Raw genomic sequence first — 25550 nt, 5'->3', positions numbered from 1 at the left:
ATGCCGGTCACGTGCTGTTCGAGGCCGGCCTTGGGCGCGGCGGGGGCGCCGGCCCCCGGCGCAGGGGTCTGGGCCTCGGCGGCAAACGGAACGGCCAACGCCGTCGCCGTCAACAGGGCGAGAAGTCGCCCGCGCGGCCGGACGGACGCGGCCAAGTAACGGAAATTCATTGCGGAAAACCCTTTCTGAACGGGAAGTGCCCGAACCGCTCCGAAGCGCCGAACCTGGCCGCCTTGGGCGCGGCTCTCTCCCCGTCAATTGAGGCGGATAAGTGACGGGCTCGACGCTCTTGCGCGATTGGGTGCCTTCTTAACGTGGCCGACGAAAAGATCAATGCCGACAAGCGTCTTTGGCCGGTCTGGCGCGAAAGCCCCATCAAATTCCCTGTGATAAGATTCGCCCGACGGTCCTCGAATCACCTTGTGCCGATGTTCATGTTCCAGCGCCTCTTCGAGGGCCCCGGCCTCCGCCCCTATACGCTTGCCCTTGCACTTGCCCTTGCGCTTGCCGGGATGCTGTCGGCAGGCACCGCCGCGGCCGAGGAGGCCCACGCGATCGCCATGCACGGCAAGCCGGCGATGCCCGCCGACTTCAGCCACATGCCCTACGCCGACCCCGATGCCCCCAAGGGCGGCCGTCTGACCTGGGGCATTCTCGGCACCTTCGACAGCCTCAATCCCTTCATCGTGAGGGGATTGGCGGTGCAGCCGGTCCGCAACTACGTGGTCGAGAGCCTGCTGGCGCGCGGGCAGGACGAGCCGTTCACGCTTTACGGCCTGCTCGCCAGGACCGTAGAAACCAATGACGAGCGAAGCTTCGTCACCTTCCGTCTCGATCCTCGCGCCCGCTTCTCCGACGGCAAGCCGGTCACGGCCGAGGACGTGCTGTTCTCCTGGCAGCTGCTACGCGACCACGGCCGCCCCAATCACCGGCAGTACTACGGCAAGGTCGCCAAGGCCGAAGCGCTCGATCCCCTCACCGTCCGATTCGACCTGACAGGCGCCAACGACCGCGAGCTGCCGCTGATTCTCGGCCTGATGCCGATCCTGCCGAAGCACGCCATCGACTTCGCGACCTTCGAGGAGACGACGCTGACCGCGCCGATTGGCTCAGGCCCCTATCGCGTCACCGCGGTGAAGCCCGGCGCCAGCGTGACACTCACGCGCAATCCCGATTATTGGGGCCGCAACCTCGCCATCAATCGCGGGCTCTACAATTTCGACGAGATCCGGCTCGACTATTTTCGCGAGGCCAACGGGCAGTTCGAGGCGTTCAAGCGCGGCCTCTACGATTTCCGCGTCGAGCACGAGCCGCTGCGCTGGCACGACGGCTATGACTTTCCGGCAGCCAAAAGCGGCGCGGTGATCCGCGACACCGTCAAGCCCGGCCTGCCGCAGCCGTCCGAATTCCTGGTGTTCAACACCCGCCGTCCTGTCTTCGCCGACATCCGCGTGCGGCAGGCTCTGACGCTGCTGCTCGATTTCGAGCTGGTGAACCGCAGCTATTTCTTCGGGCTCTATTCGCGCGTGGCCGGCTATTTCGCCGGCTCGGAGCTGTCGGCCTATGGCAGGCCTGCGGATGCGCGCGAGCGCGAGCTGCTCAAGCCGTTCGCCGCACGAATTCCGCCCGACATCCTGGACGGCAGCTACCGCCTGCCGGTCACTGACGGATCAGGCCGCGACCGCACCACGCTGCGCGCCGCGCTGAAGCTGCTGTCGCAGGCCGGCTACGATCTCGACGGCACCGTGCTGCGCAATCGCGCGACCAAGAGCCCCTTCACCTTCGAGATCATGGTCACGACGCGCGACCAGGAGCGCATCGCGCTCGCCTTCCAGCGCGACCTCAGACGCGCCGGCATCGAGGCCAGCGTGCGCTCGGTCGATCCCGTGCAATTCGACCAGCGCCGGCTCGCCTACGAGTTCGACATGATCCAGAACCGCTGGGACCAGTCGCTGTCGCCCGGCAACGAGCAGTACTTCTATTGGGGCAGTGCGGCGGCGGACAATCCGGGCACCCGCAACTACATGGGCGCGAGGGATCCCGCCGTCGATGCCATGATCGCCGCCCTGCTCGAGGCCCGTGAACATACGGATTTCGTTTCGGCGGTGCGCGCGCTCGACCGCGCCCTGATCGCGGGCTTCTACACAATCCCGCTGTTTAACGTATCGGAGCAATGGATCGCGCGCTGGAATCGGATAGAACGGCCCAAGACCACCTCGCTCTCGGGCTATTTGCCGGAGACCTGGTGGTCGAAGGGGCAGCCGCAAGCTCATCAAGCGAAGTGACGCCGTGAACCAGCCAGCAATATCGCCGACGCTCGACACACTGTTTCAGCGCACGCTGATGCGGCAGCCCCACGCGACCGCCCTGCTCGATCCGCTCAACAAGGCACGCATCACCGGGCACCGGCCGCGGCGGATGACCTATACCGAGGCCGATACCGCCATCGAGGCGCTGTCGGCGCATTTCGTCGAATCCGGCCTGCCCGCCAATTCCGTGATCGCGATCCAGTTGCCCAACACGGTCGAGTTCGTGCTGACCGTGCTCGCCGCCCATCGCGCCGGCCTCGTCGTCGCCGTGCTGCCGCTGCTCTGGCGCCATGCGGAACTGACCGCAGCGCTGAACCGCACCGCCGCGCGCGCCATCGTTACCATGAGCACGGTCGACGGCGTCAGCTATGCCGATCTCGCCATGCACGCCGCGGCCGAGGCGTTCTCGATCCGGCACGTCTACGGCTTCGGAAGCGACCTGCCCGAAGGCATGGCTTCGCTCGACGACGTCCTGGCGCGCCCGCCCGGCACCACGCGCGCCGTGATCCAGGACGGCCGCAAGGCGGCCATGATCTCCTTCGACGTCACGGCGGAGGGCTTCCGTCCGGTGCCGCGGCCGCATTTCAGCCTGATCGCGGGCGGCCTTGCGATGTCGCTCGAAGCCGACATCAAGCAGGGCGCGACCGTGATGGCGGCGTTCACGCCGATGTCGTTCGCAGGGCTCGCCTCCTCGCTCGCGGTGTGGCTGCTCTCGGGCGGCACGATGGCGCTGCATCATCCGTTCGAGAACGATGTGCTGGAGCAGCAGATCAACGAGCACGAATGCGAGGTGCTGATCGCGCCGGCGCAGCTCGCGCTGCGGCTCGGCGATGCCGACCTCGCGGCGCGGATGCCGACTTTGCGCAACGTCATCGGCCTGTGGCGCGCGCCCGAGCAGGTCGCGGCGAGCGATGCCTGGATTGCGCCGCATGCGCCGCTGACCGACGTCTACCTGTTCGGCGAGGCCGGATTGTTCGGCGCCCGCCGCGGCGAGGACGGCATGCCGGTGCCGGTGATGCCGGGGCCGCACGGCGCTCCGCGCGAGCAGTCCGGCTCCTCCATCGCCGGCGAGATCCTGCTGACGCCGAAGGGCACGCTTGGCCTGCGCGGCGCGATGGTGCCGATCGCGGCCTACGCCCCGCCGCAGCCGGTCGGCGAGACGCTGACGGCGCAGCCGCCGCGCGACTATGTCGACACCGGCTATGCCGCGCGGCTCGATCGCCCGAGCGGCGCGATCTGCATCACAGCGCCGCCCTCCGGCATCATGGCGGTCGGCGGCTATCGCTTCCTCTCAAACGACCTGCAGGAATGGGCGCGCCGGCTCGGCCAGGGCGCGCTGCTCACGGCGCTGCCCGACCGCCTCTCCGGCCACCGGCTCGCCGGGCGCGCCCAGGACAATGCCCGCGCCCGCGAGGCGCTCAGCGAGCTCGGGCTTAACCCCCTGATGGTCGAGGCTTTTCGCGACCGCTCCGGGCCTGTCTAGGCGCGGTTTCAGCGCCTGCGTTGACGCAGCATTAAGGCGGCCAAACTAGATTGCGGCGGCAAATTGTTGCGCGATCAGAGTTTTTACATGTCCCAGGCGGGCCCGATCCTGTTTGTGTCCGATGCCGAACGCCCCGCCTTCGTGGCGGCGCTGGACGAGGCCCGGCTCTTTCCCGTCGTCGACACCGACTGGACCAGCGCGCCGCGCGCGGTCGAAGAGGTGCAGCCGGCCGCGGTTCTCGCTGCGGTCCATGCCGGACACGAGCCGCATGTGACGCGGCTCGCAAAGACGATCACCGCTCAATCGCCTTACCTGCCCTTCGTGGCCCTGGATGCGGCGGGCACGCTGCCGCACAACGCCCTGCCCTTCTCCTCGCGCGGCGGCAATCCCGACCGGCTGATCGCGCGGCTCCGGGCGGCGCTGCGCGTGCGGACATTGCACGCAACGGTTCTGCGCCGGCTGCCCGAAGTGAAAATCGCGCTGCCGCAGGGCGATCCCGCACGCGATGCCACCGTGCTCCTGATCGGCCGCGGCGCGGCTTACCCTGCGCTCTCCGTCGCGTTCGGCGAACGCGTCGGCGTGGTCGGTGCGCTCTCGATCGAGGCTGCCGCGAAACACCTCAACACCCGCGATCTCGACGGCGTCGTGCTCGCCGAAGGCTTTACCGCGCGCGTGACCGATGCGTTTCTGACCGTGCTCGCCGAGGACACTCGCTTCCGCAGCCTGCCCGTGGTCGTCACCGCCCACCAGCTCACCCAGAGCTACGACCTGCCCAATCTCGAGCTGATCACCGGCGAGCCGCCGAGGATCGCGGCCAACGCGCTGCCCTTGATCCGCCAGCACGCCATGGAAGCGCAGCTGAGCCGCACGCTGCGCTCGATCGATGCCGGCGGCTGGCTCGATCCGCGCAGCGGCCTGCTCACGGTGGAAGCCTTCGCCCGCGATTTCGCCAAGGCGGTCGAGCAGACGCTCGCCCGCGGCGGCGGCCTCTCGGTCGCCCGCTTCGCCTTCGATCCCAACAATCCCCGCGCCCAGCTCGACGCCGCCCGCATCCTCAGCCGCCTGATGCGGCAGATGGATTTTGGCGCCGCGCAGAAGGACGGCTCGGTCATCGTCGTGTTCGCCGAGACCGACTTCCGCACCGCGCATATGATCGCGCGCCGCCTGTCGGCGGTGATGCGGCACACCTCCAACGGCAAGCACGAGATGCGCAGCGATCCCGTGGTCAGCGTGGACTCGCTGTCGCCGTCGGATACGGCACGCTCGCTGCTGGCGCGCCTGTCGGCGGAGGCATCGAGGGCGGCGTCGTAGTTTTTCGCGAGCTGCAGCAACAACCACCGTCATTGCGAGCGCGCGAAGCAATCCAGAATCCCTCCGCGGAAAGACTCTGGATTGCTTCGTCGCAAGGGCTCCTCGCAATGACGCGGTGAGGCCGGTGCCTCTACGCCGCCTTCTTGCTCTCGGCGAGCTGCGCCAGCTGCCGCATGATCTCCGTCGTGCCCGCGAGCCGCTCCTCCGGCGTTTCCCAGTCCTGCAGGAACACAACCTTCATGTCGGGCCGCACCTTGGCGGCCTGGCCGTAGCTGCGGATGAAGCTCACGAGGCGCTCGGGATGGGCGAAGGAATTGTCGCGGAAGACGATGACGGCGCCCTTCGGGCCGGCGTCGATCTTCTCGACATTGGCCCGGCGGCAGAACGCCTTGATCGCGGCGACCTTGAACAGATAGCGCACCTCGTCCGGCAGCACGCCGAAGCGGTCGCGCATCTCGGCGCCGAAATTCTCGATCTCCTCCTCGGTGTCGAGATCGGCCAGGCGCCGGTACAGCGACAGCCGCACCGAGAGGTCGCTGACATAGTCCTCCGGAATCAGCACGGGCATGCCGATGGTGATCTGCGGCGACCAGCGGTCGGCGGCGGGCTCGGAGACGCCGGCCTTGAGGTTGACGATCGCCTCCTCCAGCATCGACTGATAGAGCTCGAAGCCGACCTCCTTGATGTGGCCGGACTGCTCCTCGCCGAGCAAATTGCCGGCGCCGCGGATGTCGAGGTCGTGGGAGGCGAGCTGGAAGCCGGCGCCCAGCGTCTCCAGCGACTGCAGCACGGTGAGCCGGCGCTCGGCCTGCGCCGTGATCTTCTGCTGCGCCGGCAGCGTGAACAGCGCATAGGCCCGCAGCTTGGAGCGGCCGACGCGGCCGCGCAGCTGGTAGAGCTGGGCAAGGCCGAACATATCGGCGCGATGCACGATCAACGTGTTGGCGTTGGGGATGTCGAGGCCGGACTCGACTATGGTGGTCGACAACAGAACGTCGAACTTGCCGTCGTAGAACGCGGTCATGATGTCCTCGATCACGGCCGGCGGCATCTGGCCATGCGCGACCGCGACCTTCATCTCGGGCACGTTCTTGTCGAGGAAGTCCTTGACCTCGGCGAGATCGTCGATGCGCGGCACCACGTAGAACGCCTGGCCGCCACGATAGCGCTCGCGCAGGAGCGCTTCGCGGATCATCAGGGGATCGTGCGGGGCGACGAAGGTTCGCACCGCGAGACGGTCGACCGGGGGCGATGCGATGATCGAGAGCTCGCGGACGCCGGTCAGTGCCAATTGGAGCGTGCGCGGGATCGGGGTCGCCGACAGCGTCAGCACGTGCACCTCGGCGCGCAGCGCCTTCAACCGCTCCTTGTGGCTGACGCCGAAATGCTGCTCCTCGTCGACGATGAGCAGGCCAAGGTCGCGGAATTTGATCGCCTTGCCGAGCAACGCGTGGGTGCCGACGACGATGTCGACCGAGCCGTCGGCGATACCCTTCTTGACCTCGTTGAGCTGCTTGGTCGGGATCAGGCGCGAGGCCTGCGCGACATTGACCGGGAAGCCTTTGAAGCGCTCGCTGAAGGTCCGGTAGTGCTGACGCGCCAACAGCGTGGTCGGCACCACGACCGCGACCTGCTTGCCGTCGAGCGCCACGGCGAAGGCGGCGCGCAGCGCCACCTCGGTCTTGCCGAAGCCGACGTCGCCGCAGATCAGGCGATCCATCGGGCGGCCCTTTTCGAGATCCTTCAGCGTGGACTCGATCGCGCCCAGCTGGTCCTCGGTCTCGTCATAGGGGAAGCGTGCGCAGAACTCGTCGTAGACGCCCTGCTGCACCGGCAGCTTCGGCGCTTCGTGCAGCATGCGTTCGGCCGCGATCTTGATCAGCTCGCCCGCGATCTCGCGGATGCGGTTCTTCAGTTTTGCTTTTCGGGTCTGCCAGCCCGAGCCACCAAGGCGGTCGAGCTCGACCGTGGTTTGATCAGAGCCGTAACGCGATAAGAGCTCGATGTTCTCGACCGGCAGGAACAGCTTGGTCTCGGCGGCATAATGCAGCTCGAGGCAGTCATGCGGCGCGCCGGCGACGTCCAGCGTCTGCAGGCCGATGAACCGGCCGATGCCGTGATCGACGTGGACGACGATGTCGCCGGCGGTGAGGCTCGTCACCTCCGAGATGAAATTGTCGAGCTTGCGACTGGCCTTGCGCGGCCGCACCAGGCGGTCGCCGAGGATATCCTGCTCGCTGATGACGGCGATCTCGTCGGTCTCGAAGCCGCTTTCGAGGCCGAGCACGGCGAGCATGGTCTCGTTGCGCGGCGTCGCCTGCACCGTCCGCCATGAGTTGACGCTGGTAGCGTGGGCGAGCTTGTGGTCGCGCAGCATCGACGTCATGCGGTCGCGCGAGCCCTCCGTCCACAGCGCGATCACGACCTTCTTGCGCTGCGCCTGCAACGCCATGACGTGGCTGACGACCGACTCGAACACGTTGACATTGCTGTCGTTGCGCTCCGGCGCGAAGTCGCGGCCCTTGCGCGCACCCGCATCGACTATGCCAATGCCGTCGGTCGGCACCGAGAACGGCGTCAGCCGCGCCAGCGGGATCGCGCCGAGGCGCTTGCTCCATTCCTCCTCGGTCAGATACAGCCGGTCGGGCGGCAGCGGCTTGTAGATCGCGCCGCCGCCGGGATGCTCCATCGCCTCGCGCCGGGCCTCGTAATAGTCGAGGATCTGCTTGAAGCGCTCGCGCACGGCGTCCTCGGCCTGCGGCTCGATCGCGATTGCCGCGCCTTGCAGATAATCGAACAGCGTGTCCATCCGGTCCTGGAACAGCGGCAGCCAGTGCTCCATGCCGGGATGGCGGCGGCCTTCGCTGACCGCCTCGTACAGCGCATCGTCGCGCTCGGGCGCGCCGAACTCGGCGACATAGCCCATGCGGAAACGGCGGATGGTGTCGGTGACGAGCTGAAACTCGGAGACCGGCACGAGGTCGAGCGAGCGCATGTCGAGCAGCGTGCGCTGGGTCTCCGCGTCGAAGGAGCGGATGGATTCCAGGCTGTCCCCAAAGAAGTCGAACCGCACCGGCTGCTCGAGGCCGGCCGGAAACAGATCCAAAATGCCGCCGCGCACGGCATATTCGCCGGGCTCGCGCACGGTGGAGGAACGGTTGTAGCCGTTGTGCTCGAGCCAGGCGACAACGGTGTCCATCGGCACGACGTTGCCCGGCGCGACCGACAGCGCCTGCGCCGCGACCAGCTCGCGCGCGGGCACGCGCTGCACCACCGCGTTCACCGTGGTCAGCACGATCAGCGGCTTGTCGCTGCCGGTGAGCGAGGCCAGCCGCGCCAGAGTGGTCAGGCGCTGGGCGAGAACGCCGCCATGCGGCGAGACGCGGTCATAGGGTTGGCAGTCCCAGGCCGGGAAGGTCAGCACCGGCAGATCGGGCGCGAAGAACCTAAGTGCGCGTTCGAGCGACTGCATGCGCCCGCCGTCGCGGCAGACGACCGCAAGGCTGACCGCCGGCATTTTCGGCCGCGCCGCGATGGCGCGCGCGAGATCGGAGACGACGAGGCCTTCGGCACCTTCCGCGACATTGGCGAGCGTCAGCGCGCGGCCGGGCGCGAGCAGCTCGGCCGGAGATTTCATTCCCTGCTTCATGCGTTGCCGTCCGCGATCGGAAACGCCTTGATGCGGGCAAACAGCGCGCCGGCGACGTCGGCCGGCAGCACCTTGTCGCCGGTGATGGCGGCATAGAGATCGGGATCGTTGACCTCGAGCAAGGTCTCGAGCTGGCTCAGCTCGTCATCGGACAGATTGCCGATCTCGGCATCCGCGAAGCGGCCGAGGATCAGGTCCATCTCGCGCGTGCCGCGGTGCCAGCAGCGGAACAGAAGCCGCTTGCGGCGGTCATCCAGCCCGCTGCTCGATCGTGTCGTTCCCGTCATGTCTCAAATCCAGTCAAACGCAGAAAGCCCGGACGTGCCGGGCGGGGGTGATATAGCCACTCGGACCCCCGGTGTCAGCCCTTTGTTGCGGGAGGTCGTCCCTCCAATCCGTCATGGCCGGGCATAGCCGTCTGAAGGACGGCGTCGCTTCCGCTCGCCTATGTCCCGGCCATCCACGTCGCGCGGAAAAAAAGCCGTGGATGCCCGGCATAAAGCCGGGCATGACGGCGAGGAACGATCTTAGATTCCCCGAATGCGCCCCAGCCTGCTCAATCCGCTGTTTGCTCCCGTGACCAGCCTGCCCGGCGTCGGTCCGAAGCAGGACAAGCTGTTGCAGTACCTGCTCAGCCGCAGCGAGACGCCGCGGCTGGTCGATCTGCTCTTGCATCTGCCGAGCCAGGTGATCGACCGCCGGGCCCGGCCGAAGATCCGCGACGCGGCCGTTGGAACCATGGTGACGCTGGAGGTCACGATCGATCGTCACCGCCCGCCGCCGCCGCGCAATTCGCGCGCGCCGTATCTGGTCTACGCCAGCGACGATACCGGCGACGTGGTGCTGACCTTCTTCCGCGCCAAGCCGGGCTTTGTCGAAAAGCTCTTGCCGGTCGGCGAGAAGCGCTTCGTCTCCGGCACGCTGCAAATGTACGACGGCATCCCGCAGATCGTGCATCCCGATCGCGTGCTCGACGAGGAGGCGATCTCGAAGCTGTCGGGGATCGACCCGGTCTATCGGCTGACGGAAGGGCTCGCGCTCGGCTCGCTCCGCCGCGCGATCGCGCAGGCGCTGCAAAAGCTTCCCGCGCTGCCGGAATGGATCAGCCCGGAGGTGCTGCGCCGATGTGACTTCCCGCCGATCGCGGAGGCGCTCAATCGCGTGCACCAGCCGGTCGAGCTGACCGACATCTTGCCCGACCGGCCGTTCTGGTCGCGCCTCGCCTTCGACGAGCTCTTGGCCGGCCAGCTCGCGCTCGCCCTGATCCGCGCGCAGCTGCGCCGTCCTGCGGGCGTGCGCAATGCCGGCGACGGGCATCTGCGCAACAAGATCATCGATGCCCTTCCTTACGCGCTCACACCGTCACAGCGCAACGCTGCGGCGGCGATTGCCGAAGACCTCAAGCAGCCGCTGCGCATGCTGCGCCTGCTGCAAGGTGACGTCGGCTCCGGCAAGACCGTGGTGGCGCTGCTCGCGGCCGCCGCGGTCGCCGAGGTCGGCAAGCAGGCCGCGTTGATGGCCCCGACCGAGATCCTGGCGCGCCAGCACATCAAGACCATCGCTCCGCTCGCCGAGCGCGCGGGATTGCGGGTCGCGATCCTCACCGGCCGCGAGAAGGGCAAGGAGCGGCGCGAGATCATCACTGAGCTCGCCGAGGGCGGGATCGACCTGCTCGTCGGCACCCATGCGCTGATCCAGGACGATGTCGCGTTCAGGGATCTCGCGCTCGCCATCGTCGACGAGCAGCACCGTTTCGGCGTGCGCGAGCGCCTCGCGCTGACGTCCAAGGGCGAGGCTGTCGACGTGCTGGTGCTGAGCGCAACGCCGATCCCGCGCACGCTGGTGCTGACCTATTTCGGCGATATGGACATCTCCGAGCTGCGCGAAAAGCCGGCCGGCCGCCAGCCCATCGATACCCGCGCCGTGCCGATGAGCCGCATCGGCGAGGTCATGGAAGGCGTCGGCCGTGCGCTCGAAGCCGGCAAGCTGGTCTACTGGATCTGCCCGCTGGTCGAGGAGTCCGAGGCTGAGGGCACCGAGCATCTCACCAACGCCACCAAGCGTTTCGAGACCCTGCAAAAGCGCTTCGGCGATCGCGTCGGCCTCGTCCACGGCCAGATGAAGGGCACCGAGAAGGACCGCGTCATGGCCCAGTTCGCCGCGCACGACATCGGCCTCCTGGTCGCCACCACCGTGATCGAGGTCGGCGTCGACGTCCCGGCCGCCACCATCATGGTGATCGAGAACGCCGAGCGTTTCGGTCTTGCCCAGCTCCACCAGCTGCGCGGCCGCATCGGACGCGGCTCGGAGGCCTCGACCTGCATCCTGCTCTATGGCGAGCCGCTCGGCGAGATGTCGAAGGCGCGGCTGAAAGTGATCCGCGAGACCACCGACGGCTTCCGCATCGCCGAGGAGGACCTGAAGCTGCGCGGCGAAGGCGACGTGTTGGGCGTGCGCCAGAGCGGCCTGCCCGGCTACCGCATCGCGCGTCCGGAGGTGCACGGCCAGCTGATCGCCCAGGCCAGAGACGAGGCGCTGCGGATCCTTAAAGATGATCCCAAGCTGAAGAGCGAGCGCGGCGAGGCGCTGCGCTGCCTACTGTATCTGTACGAACGAGACGAAGCGATCCCGTTGATCGGAGCGGGTTAGCCGTTGGACGCAGTGTCTCCACCGCGTCATTGCGAGCGCAGCGAAGCAATCCAGAATCTTTCCTCGGAGGGACTCTGGATTGCTTCGCTGCGCTCGCAATGACGCATGGAGAGACTTCGACTTTCAAATCCGGGGCCGAGGCTGCTGATCAGGCCTTCTTCCGCGCGATGCTCGCCGCGAAGGTCTTCATCAACGCGGCATCCACAGCCTCCCCCTTCGCATCCTCCGCCAGATGCTCGAACCACCGCGCAAAGCCCTCGTAGATCTGGCTGGCCGGATGATCGGGCCCGAGGAATCCTGAAATCTCCCGCATCTCGGCGACCCAGCGATAGGCCTTCGGGATCATGTCGGGCAGCGCGACTTCGAGCCGCGCCAAGATGCCGGGCTGGCTCAGCGCGAGCTCGTCGCGCAGTGCATCGGCCGCGCCCGCCTTCGTGGCTGCGACCACCATCGCCGATCCGATGCCGGCGAGGCCCTTGACGATGCCGGCATAGGACATTTTCAACGCCGAGGCCGCGCCGACCGGGCCTTCGACGATCCGCACGTCGAGGCCGAGATCCCCAAGCACGGCAACGTCCTTGGCATGCTCGCCCGACATGTAGAAGGCCGGGCTCTTGCCACCTGGCTGCGGCGGAAAGCCGATGATGCCGGCATCGACGAACGGCGCCTGCGCCGACCCGATGATCTCCTCAATTCTTTGCACGGTATCGACATTGACGGCGTTGCAATCGACCACGACCGGCTTCTTCTCGCGCCTGACGATCAGCGCGGCCAGCCGTTCGGCCAGCGCGACGGCTTCGCCCGGCGGCACGATCGAGAGGATGATGTCGGCGTCCGCGATCGCATCGTCCTCGGCGCCGACCATTCCGGCGTCCGCGGCGCGTTTGCGCGTCGCCTCGCTCCGCCCCTTGAGCGACGTCAGCACGCGCGCACCGTTCTCGCTGAGGCGGCGGGCCACGGCGCTGCCCATCGCGCCGGGGGCGAGGATCGCAATGGTTTTGGACATCGTGCACTCCAGGTCGAATTCCGAGCGGCAGGTTCGGTCGACCTGAGCCTAGCAGAGGACGAATGCGCCCGCGTGAACGCGACCATCCCGCAACGGAATGGCCCTACTCCGCCTTCGCAGGCTCGGGCCGGAGCGTGGAGGCATTGGCGATACGCGCGGCATTCGCCATGCCCGCAAGCGCGGCCGCCTTCTTCGGATCGGGCGACGAGCCCGGCTGCACCACGCCGGCCGACATGATCAGCGTCGCGGCGTCCTCGGCGGTGAGATCGACCTCGATGATCTTGCTCTTGGGGACATAGAAGAAAAAGCCGGTTGTCGGGTTCGGCGAGCACGGCAGGAACACCGACACGTGCTCCTCCTGCCCCGGCAGGCTGCGCGAGATGTCCTCGTTCGGCGACTGCGAGATCAGCACGATCGACCACATGCCCGGCGAAGGAAACTCGACAAGGCCCACTTTCCGGAAGCTCGAGCCCTTGCCCGAGAACAGCGTCTCGAACACCTGCTTCAGGCCGCGATAGATCGCGCGCACCGCCGGGATCCGGCCGAGAAAGGTCTCGCCGACATCGACCAGCGTGCGGCCGATCAGATTGGCCGCGAGGAAGCCGACCAGCGTCAGCGTGAAGAATGCGACAATCAGTCCCCAGCCGGGAATGACGTAGGGAAGATAGGTTTCCGGCCGGTAGGCCAGCGGCACGAACGGCCGCACCACGCCGTCGACCCAGGTAACGAACCACCAGACCAGATAGAGGGTGATCGCAATCGGCCCCGTCACCACGAGGCCGGTCAGGAAATAATTGCGGAAACGGCCCATCAGGCCGGTATGCGGTTCCGGAACGGGATCAAGAGGCGCAGGCGCGTCGTCGCGGGGGGTCATTCGGGTTCCAGGTCGGTCGCTACCACAAGCTAGGGTCTTCTAGCAGGTTTTGGAAGAGAGCGGCCGATCGATATCCAGATTGCCTATTCCACGGTCACCGATTTTGCGAGGTTGCGCGGCTGGTCGACGTCGGTCCCCATCACGACGGCCGTGTGATAGGCGAGCAGCTGCACCGGGACAGCATAGACCATCGGCGTGAAGGCTGCTGCCATATCGGGCATGACGATGGTGACGAGGGACTCGACCGTCGCCTCCGCCGCGCCCTTGGCATCGGTCATCAGAATGATGTTGCCGCCGCGCGCGGCGACCTCCTGCATGTTGGAGACGGTCTTCTCGAACACGCGGTCGTGGGGTGCGATGACGACGACCGGCATGGTCTCGTCGATCAGCGCGATGGGGCCGTGCTTGAGCTCGCCGGCGGCATAGCCCTCGGCGTGGATGTAGGAGATCTCCTTCAGCTTGAGCGCGCCTTCGAGCGCCAGCGGGAAGCTGGTGCCGCGGCCGAGATAGAGCACGTCGCGCGACTTGGCGATCCGGTGCGCCAACTTCTCGATCTGGAGCTCGCTCGTGAGCGCATCGGCCATCAGGCGCGGGACCTCGACGAGCCCGTGGACCAGCTTGGTCTCGTCCTCGTCCGACAATTCGCCGCGCGCCTTGCCGGCCGCGATCGCAAGGTTTGCCAGCACCATGAGCTGGCACGTGAACGCCTTGGTCGAGGCGACGCCGATCTCGGGTCCCGCCAGCGTCTGCAGCACCGTCTCGCTCTCGCGCGCGATCGTCGAGGTCGGCACGTTGACGACCGCGATCGTATGCACGCCCTCGGCCTTGGCATAGCGCAGCGCCGCCAGCGTATCGGCGGTCTCGCCCGACTGCGAGATGAAGATGGCGAGGTCGCCCTTGCGCAAGGGGGCCTCGCGGTAGCGGAATTCGGAGGCGACGTCGACCTCGACCGGCAGGCGCGCAAAGCGCTCGAACCAGTATTTGGCGACGAACCCGGCATAGCTCGCTGTGCCGCAAGCGGTGATGTTGATGCGCTGGATGTTCTTGAAATCGAACGGCAGCGCGACCGGCAGCGCGACGCGCTCGGTTGCCATGTCGACGTAGCGCGCCAGCGTGTGGCCGACCACCTCCGGCTGCTCGTGGATCTCCTTGGCCATGAAGTGACGGTAATTGGCCTTGTCGACCAGCGAGGTCGAGGCGGCGTGCCTGATCTTGTCGCGCTGGACGGCTTGGCCGTCCTTGTCGAAGATCGCGGCGCTCTTGCGGGTCAGCACCGCCCAGTCGCCGTCCTCGAGATAGCTGATCGTGTCGGTGAACGGGCCGAGCGCGATGGCGTCCGAGCCGAGATACATCTCGCCGTCGCCGTAGCCGATCGCCAGCGGCGGGCCGTTGCGGGCGCCGATCATGAGGTCGTTGTCGCCGGCGAAGATGAAGCCGAGCGCGAAGGCGCCGCGCAGGCGCGCCAGCGTCAGCTTCACCGCTTCCACGGGCTTATTGCCGCGCGTGAGCAAATCGTCGACGAGATGCAGCACGATCTCGGTGTCGGTCTCGGTGTGGAACACCGTGCCCTTCTTTTCGAGCTCCTCGCGCAGCTCGCGGAAATTCTCGATGATGCCGTTGTGGACCACGGCGACGCGCTCGGTCGCGTGCGGGTGGGCGTTGTTGACGGTCGGCTTGCCGTGGGTGGCCCAGCGCGTGTGACCGATGCCGGTGGTACCCTTGAGCGGCTCGGCCTCCAGCCGCTTCTCCAGATTCTTCAGCTTTCCCTCGGCGCGGCGGCGCTCCAGGTGCTTGCCTTCGAGCGTGGCCACGCCCGCGGAATCGTAGCCGCGATATTCGAGGCGTTTGAGCGAATCCACCAATTGCTCTGCAACCGGCTCGCGCCCGAGAATGCCGACAATCCCGCACATGCGGATCACTATCCCCCAAATCGTCGAAAAATCGCCTAAACGACACGCCCGGTTTTTAGCGAAAATCGCAGGGAACCAGATACTCAATAATTATTGCTGATTGAGACAGCACGGGCCCGCGACCGCTGCGTTGTCTGCGTCGAATTGGCCGGCCTTAAACCGCGCCCGTTAACTCATTGTCAATACATTTGGCCAACGATTCGGGTCAGGAGAACCAGGCCATGAAAGGCTCATCCGACCGCAAGGGTCTGTCGTCGATGTATCTGCGCGCCAGCGAGACCACGGGCACGCACCTTGCGCATTGGCCGCCGCCGCTGCGCGGCAAAGAGAACAAGCCCCTCTTCATCAAGCATCCCGAAGGCGAGCCGGTGAAGCGCGCCAAGCCGCGCGGCTGGCGCCTGACCCGCGCGATCTTCTCCGAATTCGCCGACGAAGAATAGCGCCGCTCACGTCTCCGGCTTCTTGCCGCCGGTCTTCATCTCGCGATAGCGCGCCGCGCCGCCTTCCCGGATGGTCTGCGGGCTCCGCTCCAGCGCCATCGCGTCGTCGGGGACGTCCTTCGTGATCACCGAGCCCGAGCCGATATAGGCGCCGTTGCCGATCGTCACGGGGGCGACCAGCGAGGAGTTCGTACCGACGAAGGCGCCCTTTCCGATCACCGTCTTGTGCTTCTTGAAGCCGTCGTAGTTGCAGGTGATGGTGCCCGCGCCGATGTTGGAATTGGCGCCGACGGTGGCATCGCCGATATAGGAGAGATGGTTGACCTTGACGCCGGCCTCCAGCGTCGCCGCCTTGGTCTCCACGAAATTGCCGATGCGCGCGCCGTCGCCGAGCGAGGTGCCGGGCCGCAGCCGCGCATAGGGTCCGATCGAGACCTTCCTGCCGAGCGTAGTCTCGACGATATGCGAGAACGAGTGGATCACCGCGCCGTCCGCGATCGACACGCCGGGGCCGATCACCACGAACGGCTCGATCGTCACGTCCTTGCCGAACACGGTGTCAGTGGACAGATAAACCGTCTCCGGCGCGATCAGCGTGACGCCGGCCTCCATCGCCGCCTTGCGCAAACGCGCCTGCATTACGGCTTCGGCCTCGGCGAGCTGCGCCTTGGTGTTGATGCCGCGCACCTCGTCCTCGCTGGTTTCGATCACCACCGACTCCCATCCCTGCCTGCGGACGATTTCGACCGCATCCGTCAGATAATATTCGCCCTTGGAATTGGCATCGCCGATCTGCCCGAGAATGTCGAGCGCACGGCGACCGTCGATCGCCATCACGCCGGCATTGCACAGATCGATCTTGCGCTCGTCCGCGCTGGCATCGGCCTGCTCGCGGATCGCAACCAGGCGGTCGCCCTCGACGATGAAGCGGCCGTAGCCGGTCGGGTCGGCGGCGCGAAAGCCGAGCGCGGCAATTGCTGCGCCGCGGGCGAGCGGCGCGCGCAGCCGCGCAAAGGTCTCGGCCGAGATCAGCGGCGTGTCGCCGAACGCGATGAGGAGATCGTCGGCGCCGCTCGCGATCGCCTCGCGCGCCGCCAGCACCGCATGCGCGGTGCCGAGCCGCTCGGCCTGCACGAAGGTCAGCGCGTCGGGACGGATGCGCTTGGCTTCGTCGGCGACCGCCTGATGATCGGGACCGATCACGACCGCGAGCGAGGTGCCGGTTCCCTTGGGTGCGGCGGCGAGCACATGCGCGAGCAGACTCCGGTGCGCGACCGGATGCAGCACCTTCGGCAGGCTCGATCGCATGCGCGTGCCTTCGCCGGCGGCGAGCACGATCGTGAGGCTGGAACGGGCGGTCATCGAAATCCTGACAGCTATGGCCGAATCAAATTGGCGCGGACGGGCGGCAACGCCCTCGGAAGCTATCGCCTTGCTACCCCCGCAAACGCCCGGAATTCAAGTGCGGCGCGCTTTTCCTGTTAATGTTCCCTGATTGATTCGGGGAAGCCGGACGGGGCTGGGCGCTTAACATTCATGGCAAGGGATTCCGACCCACTGGCGGACGCTTTCTCCACCAAGGAGACCGGCGGGCTGTTCTCCGGACTTTTGGCCGAGGAAAGCGCCTTCGACGGGCGCTTGATGTGGCGGCTGGGCTCGTGGGGCGTGGCGGCCGTCGGCGCTGTCGTCATTGCCGTGATGGCCAACCAGGCCCAGCTCGGCTGGCGGCGCGACCAGGTTGCGTCCGCCGATCTCGTGCGCCAGGCCGACCGGCTGCAGCTGCTGACCAAGGAGAGCCAGAACGAAGCGCGCCGGCTCACCGCCGCGATCGAGACGCTGAACAGCGACCGCGACCGGCTGTATTCGCGCGTCACCGTGCTGGAGCAAGGGCTCGATTCCGTCACCGGCGCCATTGCCAAGCAAGCGGCCGCGCCGCCGCCGGGCGCGAAGCCGCAGGACGCAGCACCCGCGGCTCCCAATGTCGCGCCGGTCGCTTCGACGCCGACGGCGACGAGCGAGAAGCCGCGCAGCGAAGCCGCCAAGGATGCTCAGAAGGATTCGCCAAAGGATGCTCAGAAGGAAACGTTGAAGGAGCCGCCGAGCCCGCCGCCGCAGACCGCGGCCGCCGCCTCGCTCGTGCAACAGAATCCGGCCATGACTTCGGCGCTGCCGACCATTCCGCTGGTGCCCGCCAAGTCGCTCATGGCGCCACCTGATCCGGCCGCGTCGAAACTGATTCAACCTGAGACAGCCGAGCAGAAGGCCGAGCCGGCGCCCGCCGCAGCCGAAATCGTGGCGGCAGCAACCAAGCCGCCAGAGCCAGCCGAGAGCGAATCCCCTGCCATCGCCGTTCAGCAGACGCGCTTTGCGATCGATCTCGGCGGCGCCAACTCGGTCGACGGCCTGCGCGCGCTCTGGCGCGGCGTGACCAAGTCCAACCCGGAGATCGCAGCGCTGCGGCCGATCATCATGATCAAGGAAGGCAACACCGGCCTCGGCATGCAGCTCCGCCTGGGCGCCGGCCCCCTGGTCAATGCCGCCGCCGCCGCAAAATTCTGCGCGGGTCTCGCCGAGAGCAATCGTCACTGCGAGACCACCGTGTTCGATGGCCAGCGCCTGTCGATGCGTGGCGGTCCGGACAAGGTACAAGACAAGACGCAAGAGAAGACTCAGGACAGAGTCCCGGACAAGGGTTCTGAGACAAGCCAGGACGCTGGCCCTCCAGCCGAAACGGCGCCTGTGTCGAGCGCGAAGCCTGAAAAGCCGCAACGCCGCCGCAGCTACTCCTCAAAACGCACCAAGCGCGACGAGCCCGCCCCCGCTCCCGCCGCGCAGCCGGCGCCAGCACCGGCGAAACCGGAGGCGGCAGCGTCGTCCGCGGGATCGACGCTGTCGTCGTTCTTCAGGCGACAATGACGCCTCGGTCCCGGCGCGCACGCCGCCAGCATGCGACCAACGGACGCTTGGACCTCGGCCGCGCTTGGCAGCAAGTTCGCAGGTCCATGTCCGACGTGCGCGAAGCGTCGCCCCTCCAGAAACGCGGGTCTTGATGAACGAACTGGATGATGTGCTGAGACTGCTCGTCGCGGCGGCTACGGGCCTCGTGATCGGCATCGACCGCGACATGAACGACAAGCCGGTGGGCATGCGCACCCTGGCGCTGGTGGCCTTGGGCTCTGCGCTGATCTCGATTTCCGTGATCGAGTTTCAGAATTTGCGCGACCACCCGGATGCAGTCTCGAGGGTGGTCCAAGGCATTGTTACCGGCGTGCTGAGCGGCGTCGGCTTCATCGGTGCGGGCGTCATCCTGCACGACGTCAAGGCCAAGACGGTTCATGGCCTCACTACGGCGGCGACTGTCTGGATCGCTGCCGGTCTTGGCATCGCCTGCGCGCTGGGCGCCTGGCTGCTGGTGGGCGCCGCCATCGCAGTCACGTTATTCGTGCTGTTCGCGCTCAGCTGGCTCGAACGTCGCCTGGGGTTGAAGTAAGTCTGGTAGTCGCACATGGCCGGTGAGCGGCTTCATGCCTCCGCCCAAGTACCAAATGATACGAACGAGACCAACCTGACACGGCACACTCCGTACCGGACTTGATTCGGAGCGGAGATGACGGACGCGAACTTTCTGCGGGAGCAACTCGCGTTGATCCGCGAACTGGCCGAGCGGGCCGATCCCCACATCAGGAAGCGACTGCTCGCCTTGGCTGAAAAATACGAGCGCCGGCTGGCGGAGCAGAGCCGGAACACGCAAGGTCGCAATTGATCGCCTGCTGATCGCCCCTTGGCGCAGGCGATGACCTATTCCATGCGCGCCTTCTCCTTCAGATCGCGGATGCGCATCTCCGCCTCGTCCTTGGACTGGACGATGTCCGACCAATCCTCGACCCGCGCCTCCTTGCTCAGCCTCTTGAGCTCGCTCAGCTGCTCCTGCGTCGGCTTGTCCATGCCTCACTCCTAGGCGGTGTTGGCAACACAATGTTGAGAACCAGCGGGAGGCTCGCGTGTTCCTGGAGAGTGCCCGGGCGGATCAACAGAAACCTCGCCTGCCCTGTTGCCTGGCCGCGCCTTCCCGACCATATTGCGGCCATGACAAAGAAGCCCTTCCGCCTCACGCCCTACCAGGTGCAGTTCCTGCTCGTGGTCGGATTCGTCACCGTCGGCTGCGCGCTCTACGTGCGCTATCTCGCGATCGAGTTTTCGCAGGTAGCGCTCGCCTGCGACGCCGGGCTTCAGACCCTGGTCTGCAAGTCGCGCTCGGTCTCGACCGTGCTGTTCAAGAATTCGGTGTTCGGCATCGTGGCGCTGGTGGTTGCGACGCTGAACCTGATGCGGCCGTCGATCGTGCTGCTGACCGTCGGCCTCATCGCCGCCGGCCTCGGCATCGTGCTCTACAATGTCGTGCTGTCGGGCCTTGCGATCGGCCTGCTTATTCTTGGCTTTGCTCGGCCCGCGCCCGCCACAGCGTGAGCGCGAACAACAGATAGATCGCGCAGGTCCATAGCGACTGCCAATTGTCGCGACCTTCGTTGAACAGCACGTACACGGCGGACAGCGCCAGCACCCCCGCGAACACCGCTTCGGCGATCGGACGCTGGCCGATCTGCGGCCGGTTCAGCATCAGAAGCGCAAACGGCACCACAGCCATCGTCAGCGCGGCGTAAGGAAAATCCTTGTAACGCGGGTCGAACACGAAGCCGAGCGCGGTCGCCGAAGCGATCACCGCCGTCACCGCCAGCGTCAGGCCGAGCACCGCCGTGAGCTTCGACCATTTCCGGCCCTCGCGCGGGCCGAGCAGGTCGAGGAAGGTCGGCAGGCTGCGGCCGATCACCATCGCCTGCGCGCAGAAAATCGGCGACAGGATGCCGTCCAGCAGCAACGCGCCCCAGAGCAGCCAGCCGCCGATCCCGTAGCTCTCGTAGTACATCTTGTCGGCGCCGATCCCGAGCAGGATTCCGGCGGTCGTCGCCGAGATGCCGACGCCGAGCCAGGCCGGGAAACGCGGTGTCCACGGCCGGCGGCGCAGCGTGATCAGCGCGACAGCGAACACCAGCACGGAAAGCCCCATCCCGGCGCCCATGTACCATTTCCAGTACGGGAAATTGCTGATCGGCTGTCCCGGCGGATATTTCAGGCTCCTGCGCACCGAGTCGTAGAGGCCCCAATAGCCGCCGACGGTGCCTTCCAGCCTGCGCTTCCAGGGCTGGTCGTAGGACTCGATGAGATTGACGCGGAACTTCTGCGCCTTCGCAAGGCCGAGGATTTCCGAGACGACGCGCGCCTGATTGGTGCGCGAGGGCAGTGCGCCGTCGCGCATGCGGCCCGCGCTCGGCCAGCCGGTTTCGCCGATCAGGATCTCCTTGCCGGGAAACGCCACCGCCATGCGCTCGCGGATCTGTTCGACATGGGCGGCAGCGAACTTCGCCCTGATCGGGAAATCCTCCCAATAGGGCAGGATATGAATCGTGACGAAGTCGACGGCGTCATACACCTCGCGGTTCTTCAGCCAATATTCCCACACATCGGCATAGGTCACGGGCACGCCGACCTGGGTCTTCACCAGGCGGATGAGAGCGACGAGGTCCGCCGTCGTCATCTCACCGCGCAGCAGCACCTCGTTGCCGACGATGACGGAGGTGATGACGTCAGGGAATTGCTTGATGAGGCGAATGGCGAGCCCGGCCTGCTCGTAGTTCTTGGTGCGGTTGCTCGAGAGCCAGATGCCCTGCAGCACCTTCATCCCGCCGACCTTGGCGGCGATCGCCGGCACCTGGTCGAGCCCGTTCTCCAGCGAATAGGTGCGGACGCAGTCGGTGATCTCCTTGAGCTGGCGCAGGTCCTGTTCGATCTGGTCGGCATCGATATGGGTCCATGCGTCCAGCGGCGACTGCTCGCCGCGGAACGGCGCGTAGGAGACGCATTGAACCTTGTCGGCGGGATCGATCGGGGCGCGCGCGAGCGTGATCGGCGTGGCAAGCCACCACCACACGGCAGCGATCGCACCCAGTGAGACGAGCAGAAGCGCCAGTGGCGTACGAAGAGAAATCGGTTCCGTCCTCCGCGAAGGGCCGTCGATTACCTTCTCGCACGCCGTCTGCCAAGGGGGCACGTCCGGTGGATCCCTTGCGCCCCCAAGGAATTTACCTGCGCCGGTTCACCGGGATCTAGGATCGTGACTTTGCTGGACAAAATTCGAAATACAGGTCATGGACTCCGAAAGACTTTTCCGCCGCATTGGAGACCCATTTGGACGCCATCAGCTAGCGCGTCCGCGGGGCTCCTGACGCGGACGGCCAGCGGATACATTGGGGAATTCATGCGGCAACGGGTGTTCGAGTCACGAAATGCGGTCCTGCGGCAGTTCGCCGCCACCTTGGCCGTCTCCTGCCTGCTCGTTCTGACCGGTGCTGGCGGCGCTTCCGCCCAGAGCGGTCCGCCGGGCCCCGAACAGGGCAAGGCGGCCGCCCAGCCCGCCGACGCCGCCAAGGACGCCGCCCAGAATCAGCGCCGCACCGACGAGTTCGCAGAAGCCGCCCAGGTCATCAACGGCCCGGCCGGCAATCCCGAATGCGTCTGGCTCGGCCGGCGCGTGGTGCGGCTGATGTGGCGGGACGACCTCGATACCGCATTCCGTCATCTCGACCTCTACGACCGCTTCGGCTGTCCCGGCGGCCACATCCAGGCCGCGTTCCGCTGCCTGACCCGTTTCGGCGGCCAGATCGACCCCAAGGTGGCCGAAACTCTGGATAGCCGCGTGCACGCGTGCTGGATCAACCCGGCCGCCCAGCCGCAGCAGGCGGCGGCCGCGGCCGCTCAGCCGGCAGCGCCGGCCGCCAATGCGCAGCCGCAGCCGGCCGCGAGCCCCTCGCCTGCGGCAAGCCCGTCCCCCACGCCGGCGAAATAGCCCAAGCCAAAATAGCTCCGGTCGTTTCAGCTGCCGTTCAGGAACGACCGGCCATAGAGACGGTTGGCACTGCCGCGCGTCGTTCGAAAAGGCCATGCCCTCATAAGGACATGAGGCCATGACAGTTGTGAAACCGCGCGGCAGAGATATGCTCCCTTTGCCGCGGACTTGGTCGGATCTCGGGGTCGGATCCGCTTCCCTGCCACCTCAGCCCCTATTGGTTTAGCCGCGATGCGCGTTGTCGCCGCCGTTCTGTTGCTCGTGTCTGCGCTCCACGCAGGCAGTTGGGGAGTCCTGCGCGACAGGGAACCTGCGCCGGACTTCAAGGGCCTGGTGCCGAGCCTGTCCTATACGCCGTTCGAACCGGGCCATGCCGTCGACCTCAACGTCGACCCCGACAAGATTCGCGCGGACTTGAAGAAGCTCTCGACCCTCACGCGAGCGATCCGGTCCTACACCGCGACGGAAGGCAGCGAGCTGGTGCCGCCGATCGCGGCCGAGTTCGGCCTCAAGGTCACGGTCGGCGCGTGGATCGACAAGGACGAGGATCGCAACGAGCGGGAGATCAAGGCCGCCATCGAGCTCGCCCGCAAGAACAGCAACGTGATCGGCATCGTGGTCGGCAACGAGGTGATCTACCGCGGCGAGATGAAGGTCGAGGACCTCATCAGCAAGATCAAGAAGGTCAAGAGCGCGGTCCGTGTTCCCGTGACGACGGGCGAGATCTGGAACATCTGGCGCGATTTTCCGGACCTCGCCTCCAGCGTCGACTTCATCGCCGCGCACGTGCTGCCCTATTGGGAAAACTTCCGTTCGGATCAGGCCGTCGACCAGGCCGTGGACCGCTACAACCTTCTGCGCAATCAGTTCCCGGGCAAGCGCATCGTGATCGCCGAGTTCGGCTGGCCGAGCGCAGGCTATAATTTGCGCAACGCAGATCCAGGTCCGTTCCAGCAGGCGCTGACCTTGCGCAACTTCGTCACCCGCGCCGAAGCGCTCGGCATGGACTACAACATCGTCGAAGCCCTCGATCGGCCCTGGAAATTCTTCGAAGGCGGCGTCGGTCCGTATTGGGGCGTCCTCAATGCCAGCGGCGAGCCGAAATTCGCCTGGACCGGCCCGGTCGAGAACCCCGACTATTGGAAGCTGATGGGCATCGCGCTGCTGGTCGGCGTGCTGCTGTCGTTGCCGATCCTGCGGATCGAGAAGGCGACCGCGAGGCAAGCCTTCCTGCTGTCGGCGACCGCCAACGGCGTCGGCGCCTGGGCCGCGACCGTGTTCGCCTATTGGAACGGCCACTACTTCTTGTTCGGCTCGGCTTTCGCGCTGACGCTCGGCATGATCCTCCTTGTTCCGCTGGTCCTCATCGCGATGGCGCGCATCGACGAGATCGCCGCGGTTGCCTTCGGCCGACCGCCGCAGCGCCTGATCGCCAAGAACAAGCCGGTCGAGAACGTGCCCGAGGATTACTGCCCCAAGGTCTCGATCCATATCCCCGCTTATTTCGAGCCCGTCGAGATGCTGAAGCAGACGCTGGATGCGCTGTCGCGGCTGAACTACCCGAACTACGAATGCGTGGTCATCATCAACAACACGCCGGATCCCGCCTTCTGGCAGCCGATCCAGGACCATTGCCGCGCGCTCGGTGAACGCTTCAAGTTCATCAACGCCGAGAAGGTGCAGGGCTTCAAGGCCGGCGCGCTGCGGATTGCGATGGACCGCACCGCGGCGGATGCCGAGATCATCGGCATCCTCGATGCCGACTATGTCGTCGAGCCCGATTGGCTGAAGGACCTCGTGCCTGCTTTTGCCGACCCGCGCGTCGGCCTCGTGCAGGCGCCGCAGGAGCACCGCGACGGCGATCTGTCGATCATGCACTACATCATGAACGGCGAATATGCCGGCTTCTTCGACATCGGCATGGTCCAGCGCAACGAGGCCAACGCCATCATCGTGCACGGCACGATGTGCCTGATCCGCCGCGCCGCGATGGACATGGCCGGCGGCTGGTCGAGCGACACGATCTGCGAGGACTCAGATCTCGGCCTTGCCATCCAAGAGCTCGGCTGGACCACCCACTACACGAATACCCGCTACGGCGCAGGCCTGCTGCCGGACACCTACGAGGCCTTCAAGAAGCAGCGGCACCGCTGGGCCTATGGCGGCCTGCAGATCGTCAAGAAGCACTGGCGCCGCTTCCTGCCCGGCGCAAGCCGGCTGACGCCCGACCAGAAGCGCGAATATGGCCTCGGCTGGCTGAACTGGCTGGGCGCCGAAAGCCTCGGCGTGGTCGTGGCGCTGCTCAACCTCATCTGGGTGCCGATCGTCGCCTTCGCCGACATCGCCATTCCCGACAAGATCCTGACGCTGCCGATTGTCGGCGCGTTCATCGTCTCGCTGGTGCACTTCCTGTCGATGTACCGCGCCCGCGTCGCCATCAAGCCCGGCCAGATGCTGGGCGCCATGATCGCGGCGATGAGCGTGCAATGGACGGTGTCGCGCGCGGTGGCGCAGGGCCTGATCACCGAGCACATCGCCTTCGCCCGCACCTCCAAAGGCGGCCTGTCCCGCATGTCGATCGAGTTCCAGGCATTCTGGGAAGCCGTGATCGGCACCCTGCTCCTGGTCGGCGCCGGCGTGCTGATCGCCACCAACAGCTACAAGCAGATCACCGAGATCTACATCTTCGCCGGCGTCTTGGTGCTGCAGAGCCTGCCGTTCCTCGCCGCGGTCGCCATCGCCATCCTCGAGCTCAGCCGCATCAACTCGTTCCAGTTCTGGCGCGACAGCGCGATCCGCACCGCCGAGCTGATCGGCCTGCGTCCGGTCGCGCTGCCCCACCCGACCGGCACGCCGCAGCCGGTGCCGAGCGAGGTGCGGCGGGAGACGAACTGATCCTGCTCCACGCCGGTCTTCGGCCTCGTGCCTGGAATCACGCGGTCTCCGGCGTGGATGACCGGCCGCCAATCGAGCTGAGAATTTTGGCCTAAGCGACGGATAGCCCAGGCAAATCCCCGC

19 protein-coding genes are annotated in these 25550 nt (G+C 66.5%); 11 read left to right on the top strand and 8 right to left on the bottom strand.

The features are described 5' to 3' along the window. The first annotated feature begins 428 nt into the window (after positions 1-428). The 3 genes from I6F20_RS05430 to I6F20_RS05420 all read left to right on the top strand — a co-directional run bounded on the left by I6F20_RS05430 (position 429) and on the right by I6F20_RS05420 (position 5103). Positions 429-2285, top strand: a complete 1857-nt coding sequence (locus I6F20_RS05430; protein ID WP_225125347.1) for an extracellular solute-binding protein — start codon at positions 429-431, stop codon at positions 2283-2285. Positions 2286-2289: 4 nt separating this feature from the next. Next, positions 2290-3792, top strand: a complete 1503-nt coding sequence (locus tag I6F20_RS05425) for a class I adenylate-forming enzyme family protein (protein WP_109143701.1) — start codon at positions 2290-2292, stop codon at positions 3790-3792. Between the two features lie 87 nt (positions 3793-3879). After that, positions 3880-5103: a hypothetical protein gene (locus I6F20_RS05420; RefSeq protein ID WP_036012502.1), complete on the top strand. Its 1224-nt coding sequence runs from the start codon at positions 3880-3882 to the stop codon at positions 5101-5103. Positions 5104-5233: 130 nt separating this feature from the next. Here I6F20_RS05420 and mfd read toward each other — a convergent pair whose 3' ends face one another. Together mfd and I6F20_RS05410 are read right to left on the bottom strand one after the other, a co-directional pair. After that, complete coding sequence (mfd, locus tag I6F20_RS05415; RefSeq protein ID WP_225125313.1) at positions 5234-8752, bottom strand: transcription-repair coupling factor; 3519 nt, start codon at positions 8750-8752, stop codon at positions 5234-5236. Then, the gene (locus tag I6F20_RS05410; RefSeq protein ID WP_036012510.1) at positions 8749-9039 is read right to left on the bottom strand and encodes an FAD assembly factor SdhE; all 291 of its coding nucleotides are present in this window, start codon (positions 9037-9039) and stop codon (positions 8749-8751) included. The genes mfd and I6F20_RS05410 overlap by 4 nt, the downstream gene beginning before the upstream one ends. A gap of 253 nt (positions 9040-9292) precedes the next feature. Between I6F20_RS05410 and recG the strand changes: the two genes are divergently transcribed. Beyond that, positions 9293-11401, top strand: a complete 2109-nt coding sequence (gene recG / locus I6F20_RS05405; RefSeq protein WP_225125311.1) for an ATP-dependent DNA helicase RecG — start codon at positions 9293-9295, stop codon at positions 11399-11401. A 148-nt stretch (positions 11402-11549) separates the two neighbouring features. Here recG and I6F20_RS05400 read toward each other — a convergent pair whose 3' ends face one another. The 3 genes from I6F20_RS05400 to glmS all read right to left on the bottom strand — a co-directional run bounded on the left by I6F20_RS05400 (position 11550) and on the right by glmS (position 15191). Continuing rightward, the gene (locus tag I6F20_RS05400; protein WP_036012514.1) at positions 11550-12407 is read right to left on the bottom strand and encodes an NAD(P)-dependent oxidoreductase; all 858 of its coding nucleotides are present in this window, start codon (positions 12405-12407) and stop codon (positions 11550-11552) included. A 103-nt stretch (positions 12408-12510) separates the two neighbouring features. Further along, positions 12511-13281, bottom strand: a complete 771-nt coding sequence (locus tag I6F20_RS05395) for a DUF502 domain-containing protein (protein WP_036012517.1) — start codon at positions 13279-13281, stop codon at positions 12511-12513. Between the two features lie 83 nt (positions 13282-13364). Continuing rightward, positions 13365-15191 carry a glutamine--fructose-6-phosphate transaminase (isomerizing) gene (gene glmS / locus I6F20_RS05390; RefSeq protein WP_225125309.1) on the bottom strand — a complete coding sequence of 609 codons (1827 nt, stop codon included), beginning with the start codon at positions 15189-15191 and terminating at the stop codon, positions 13365-13367. Positions 15192-15412: 221 nt separating this feature from the next. On the opposite strand from glmS, the gene I6F20_RS05385 reads away from it, so the two are divergent. Continuing rightward, complete coding sequence (locus I6F20_RS05385) at positions 15413-15631, top strand: hypothetical protein (protein WP_036012532.1); 219 nt, start codon at positions 15413-15415, stop codon at positions 15629-15631. Between the two features lie 6 nt (positions 15632-15637). Here the strand turns inward: I6F20_RS05385 and glmU are convergent, their stop codons facing one another. After that, positions 15638-16993, bottom strand: a complete 1356-nt coding sequence (glmU, locus tag I6F20_RS05380; protein WP_036012526.1) for a bifunctional UDP-N-acetylglucosamine diphosphorylase/glucosamine-1-phosphate N-acetyltransferase GlmU — start codon at positions 16991-16993, stop codon at positions 15638-15640. A gap of 174 nt (positions 16994-17167) precedes the next feature. Here glmU and I6F20_RS05375 point away from each other — a divergent pair, with 174 nt between their 5' ends. The 3 genes from I6F20_RS05375 to I6F20_RS05365 all read left to right on the top strand — a co-directional run bounded on the left by I6F20_RS05375 (position 17168) and on the right by I6F20_RS05365 (position 19394). Further along, a complete protein-coding gene (locus I6F20_RS05375; protein WP_225125308.1) occupies positions 17168-18547 on the top strand; it encodes a hypothetical protein in 1380 nt (459 codons plus the stop codon). Between the two features lie 133 nt (positions 18548-18680). Continuing rightward, a complete protein-coding gene (locus I6F20_RS05370; RefSeq protein WP_036012541.1) occupies positions 18681-19121 on the top strand; it encodes an MgtC/SapB family protein in 441 nt (146 codons plus the stop codon). Between the two features lie 117 nt (positions 19122-19238). After that, positions 19239-19394 (top strand): hypothetical protein, encoded by a 156-nt coding sequence (locus tag I6F20_RS05365; RefSeq protein WP_162131179.1) that lies wholly within the window; start codon positions 19239-19241, stop codon positions 19392-19394. Positions 19395-19429: 35 nt separating this feature from the next. Here the strand turns inward: I6F20_RS05365 and I6F20_RS05360 are convergent, their stop codons facing one another. Beyond that, the gene (locus tag I6F20_RS05360) at positions 19430-19576 is read right to left on the bottom strand and encodes a hypothetical protein (RefSeq protein WP_156447140.1); all 147 of its coding nucleotides are present in this window, start codon (positions 19574-19576) and stop codon (positions 19430-19432) included. 141 nt (positions 19577-19717) lie between these two features. Here I6F20_RS05360 and I6F20_RS05355 point away from each other — a divergent pair, with 141 nt between their 5' ends. Continuing rightward, the gene (locus tag I6F20_RS05355; protein ID WP_036012544.1) at positions 19718-20098 is read left to right on the top strand and encodes a hypothetical protein; all 381 of its coding nucleotides are present in this window, start codon (positions 19718-19720) and stop codon (positions 20096-20098) included. On the opposite strand, the gene I6F20_RS05350 is transcribed toward I6F20_RS05355, so the two are convergent. Beyond that, complete coding sequence (locus tag I6F20_RS05350; protein ID WP_225125306.1) at positions 20058-21617, bottom strand: glycoside hydrolase family 17 protein; 1560 nt, start codon at positions 21615-21617, stop codon at positions 20058-20060. The genes I6F20_RS05355 and I6F20_RS05350 overlap by 41 nt on opposite strands. A 327-nt stretch (positions 21618-21944) precedes the next feature. On the opposite strand from I6F20_RS05350, the gene I6F20_RS05345 reads away from it, so the two are divergent. Then, on the top strand, positions 21945-22532 hold the full coding sequence (locus I6F20_RS05345; RefSeq protein ID WP_036012549.1) for a hypothetical protein: 588 nt from the start codon (positions 21945-21947) through the stop codon (positions 22530-22532). Between the two features lie 231 nt (positions 22533-22763). Next, positions 22764-25427, top strand: coding sequence for a glycosyltransferase (locus I6F20_RS05340; RefSeq protein WP_225125304.1), 2664 nt, complete (start codon positions 22764-22766; stop codon positions 25425-25427). The last annotated feature ends 123 nt before the right edge of the window (positions 25428-25550 follow it).

The sequence above is a fragment of the Bradyrhizobium sp. IC3123 genome, from assembly GCF_020193625.1.
Lineage (GTDB): Bacteria > Pseudomonadota > Alphaproteobacteria > Rhizobiales > Xanthobacteraceae > Bradyrhizobium > Bradyrhizobium yuanmingense.
This window is presented reverse-complemented; position numbering and strand designations above follow the sequence as displayed.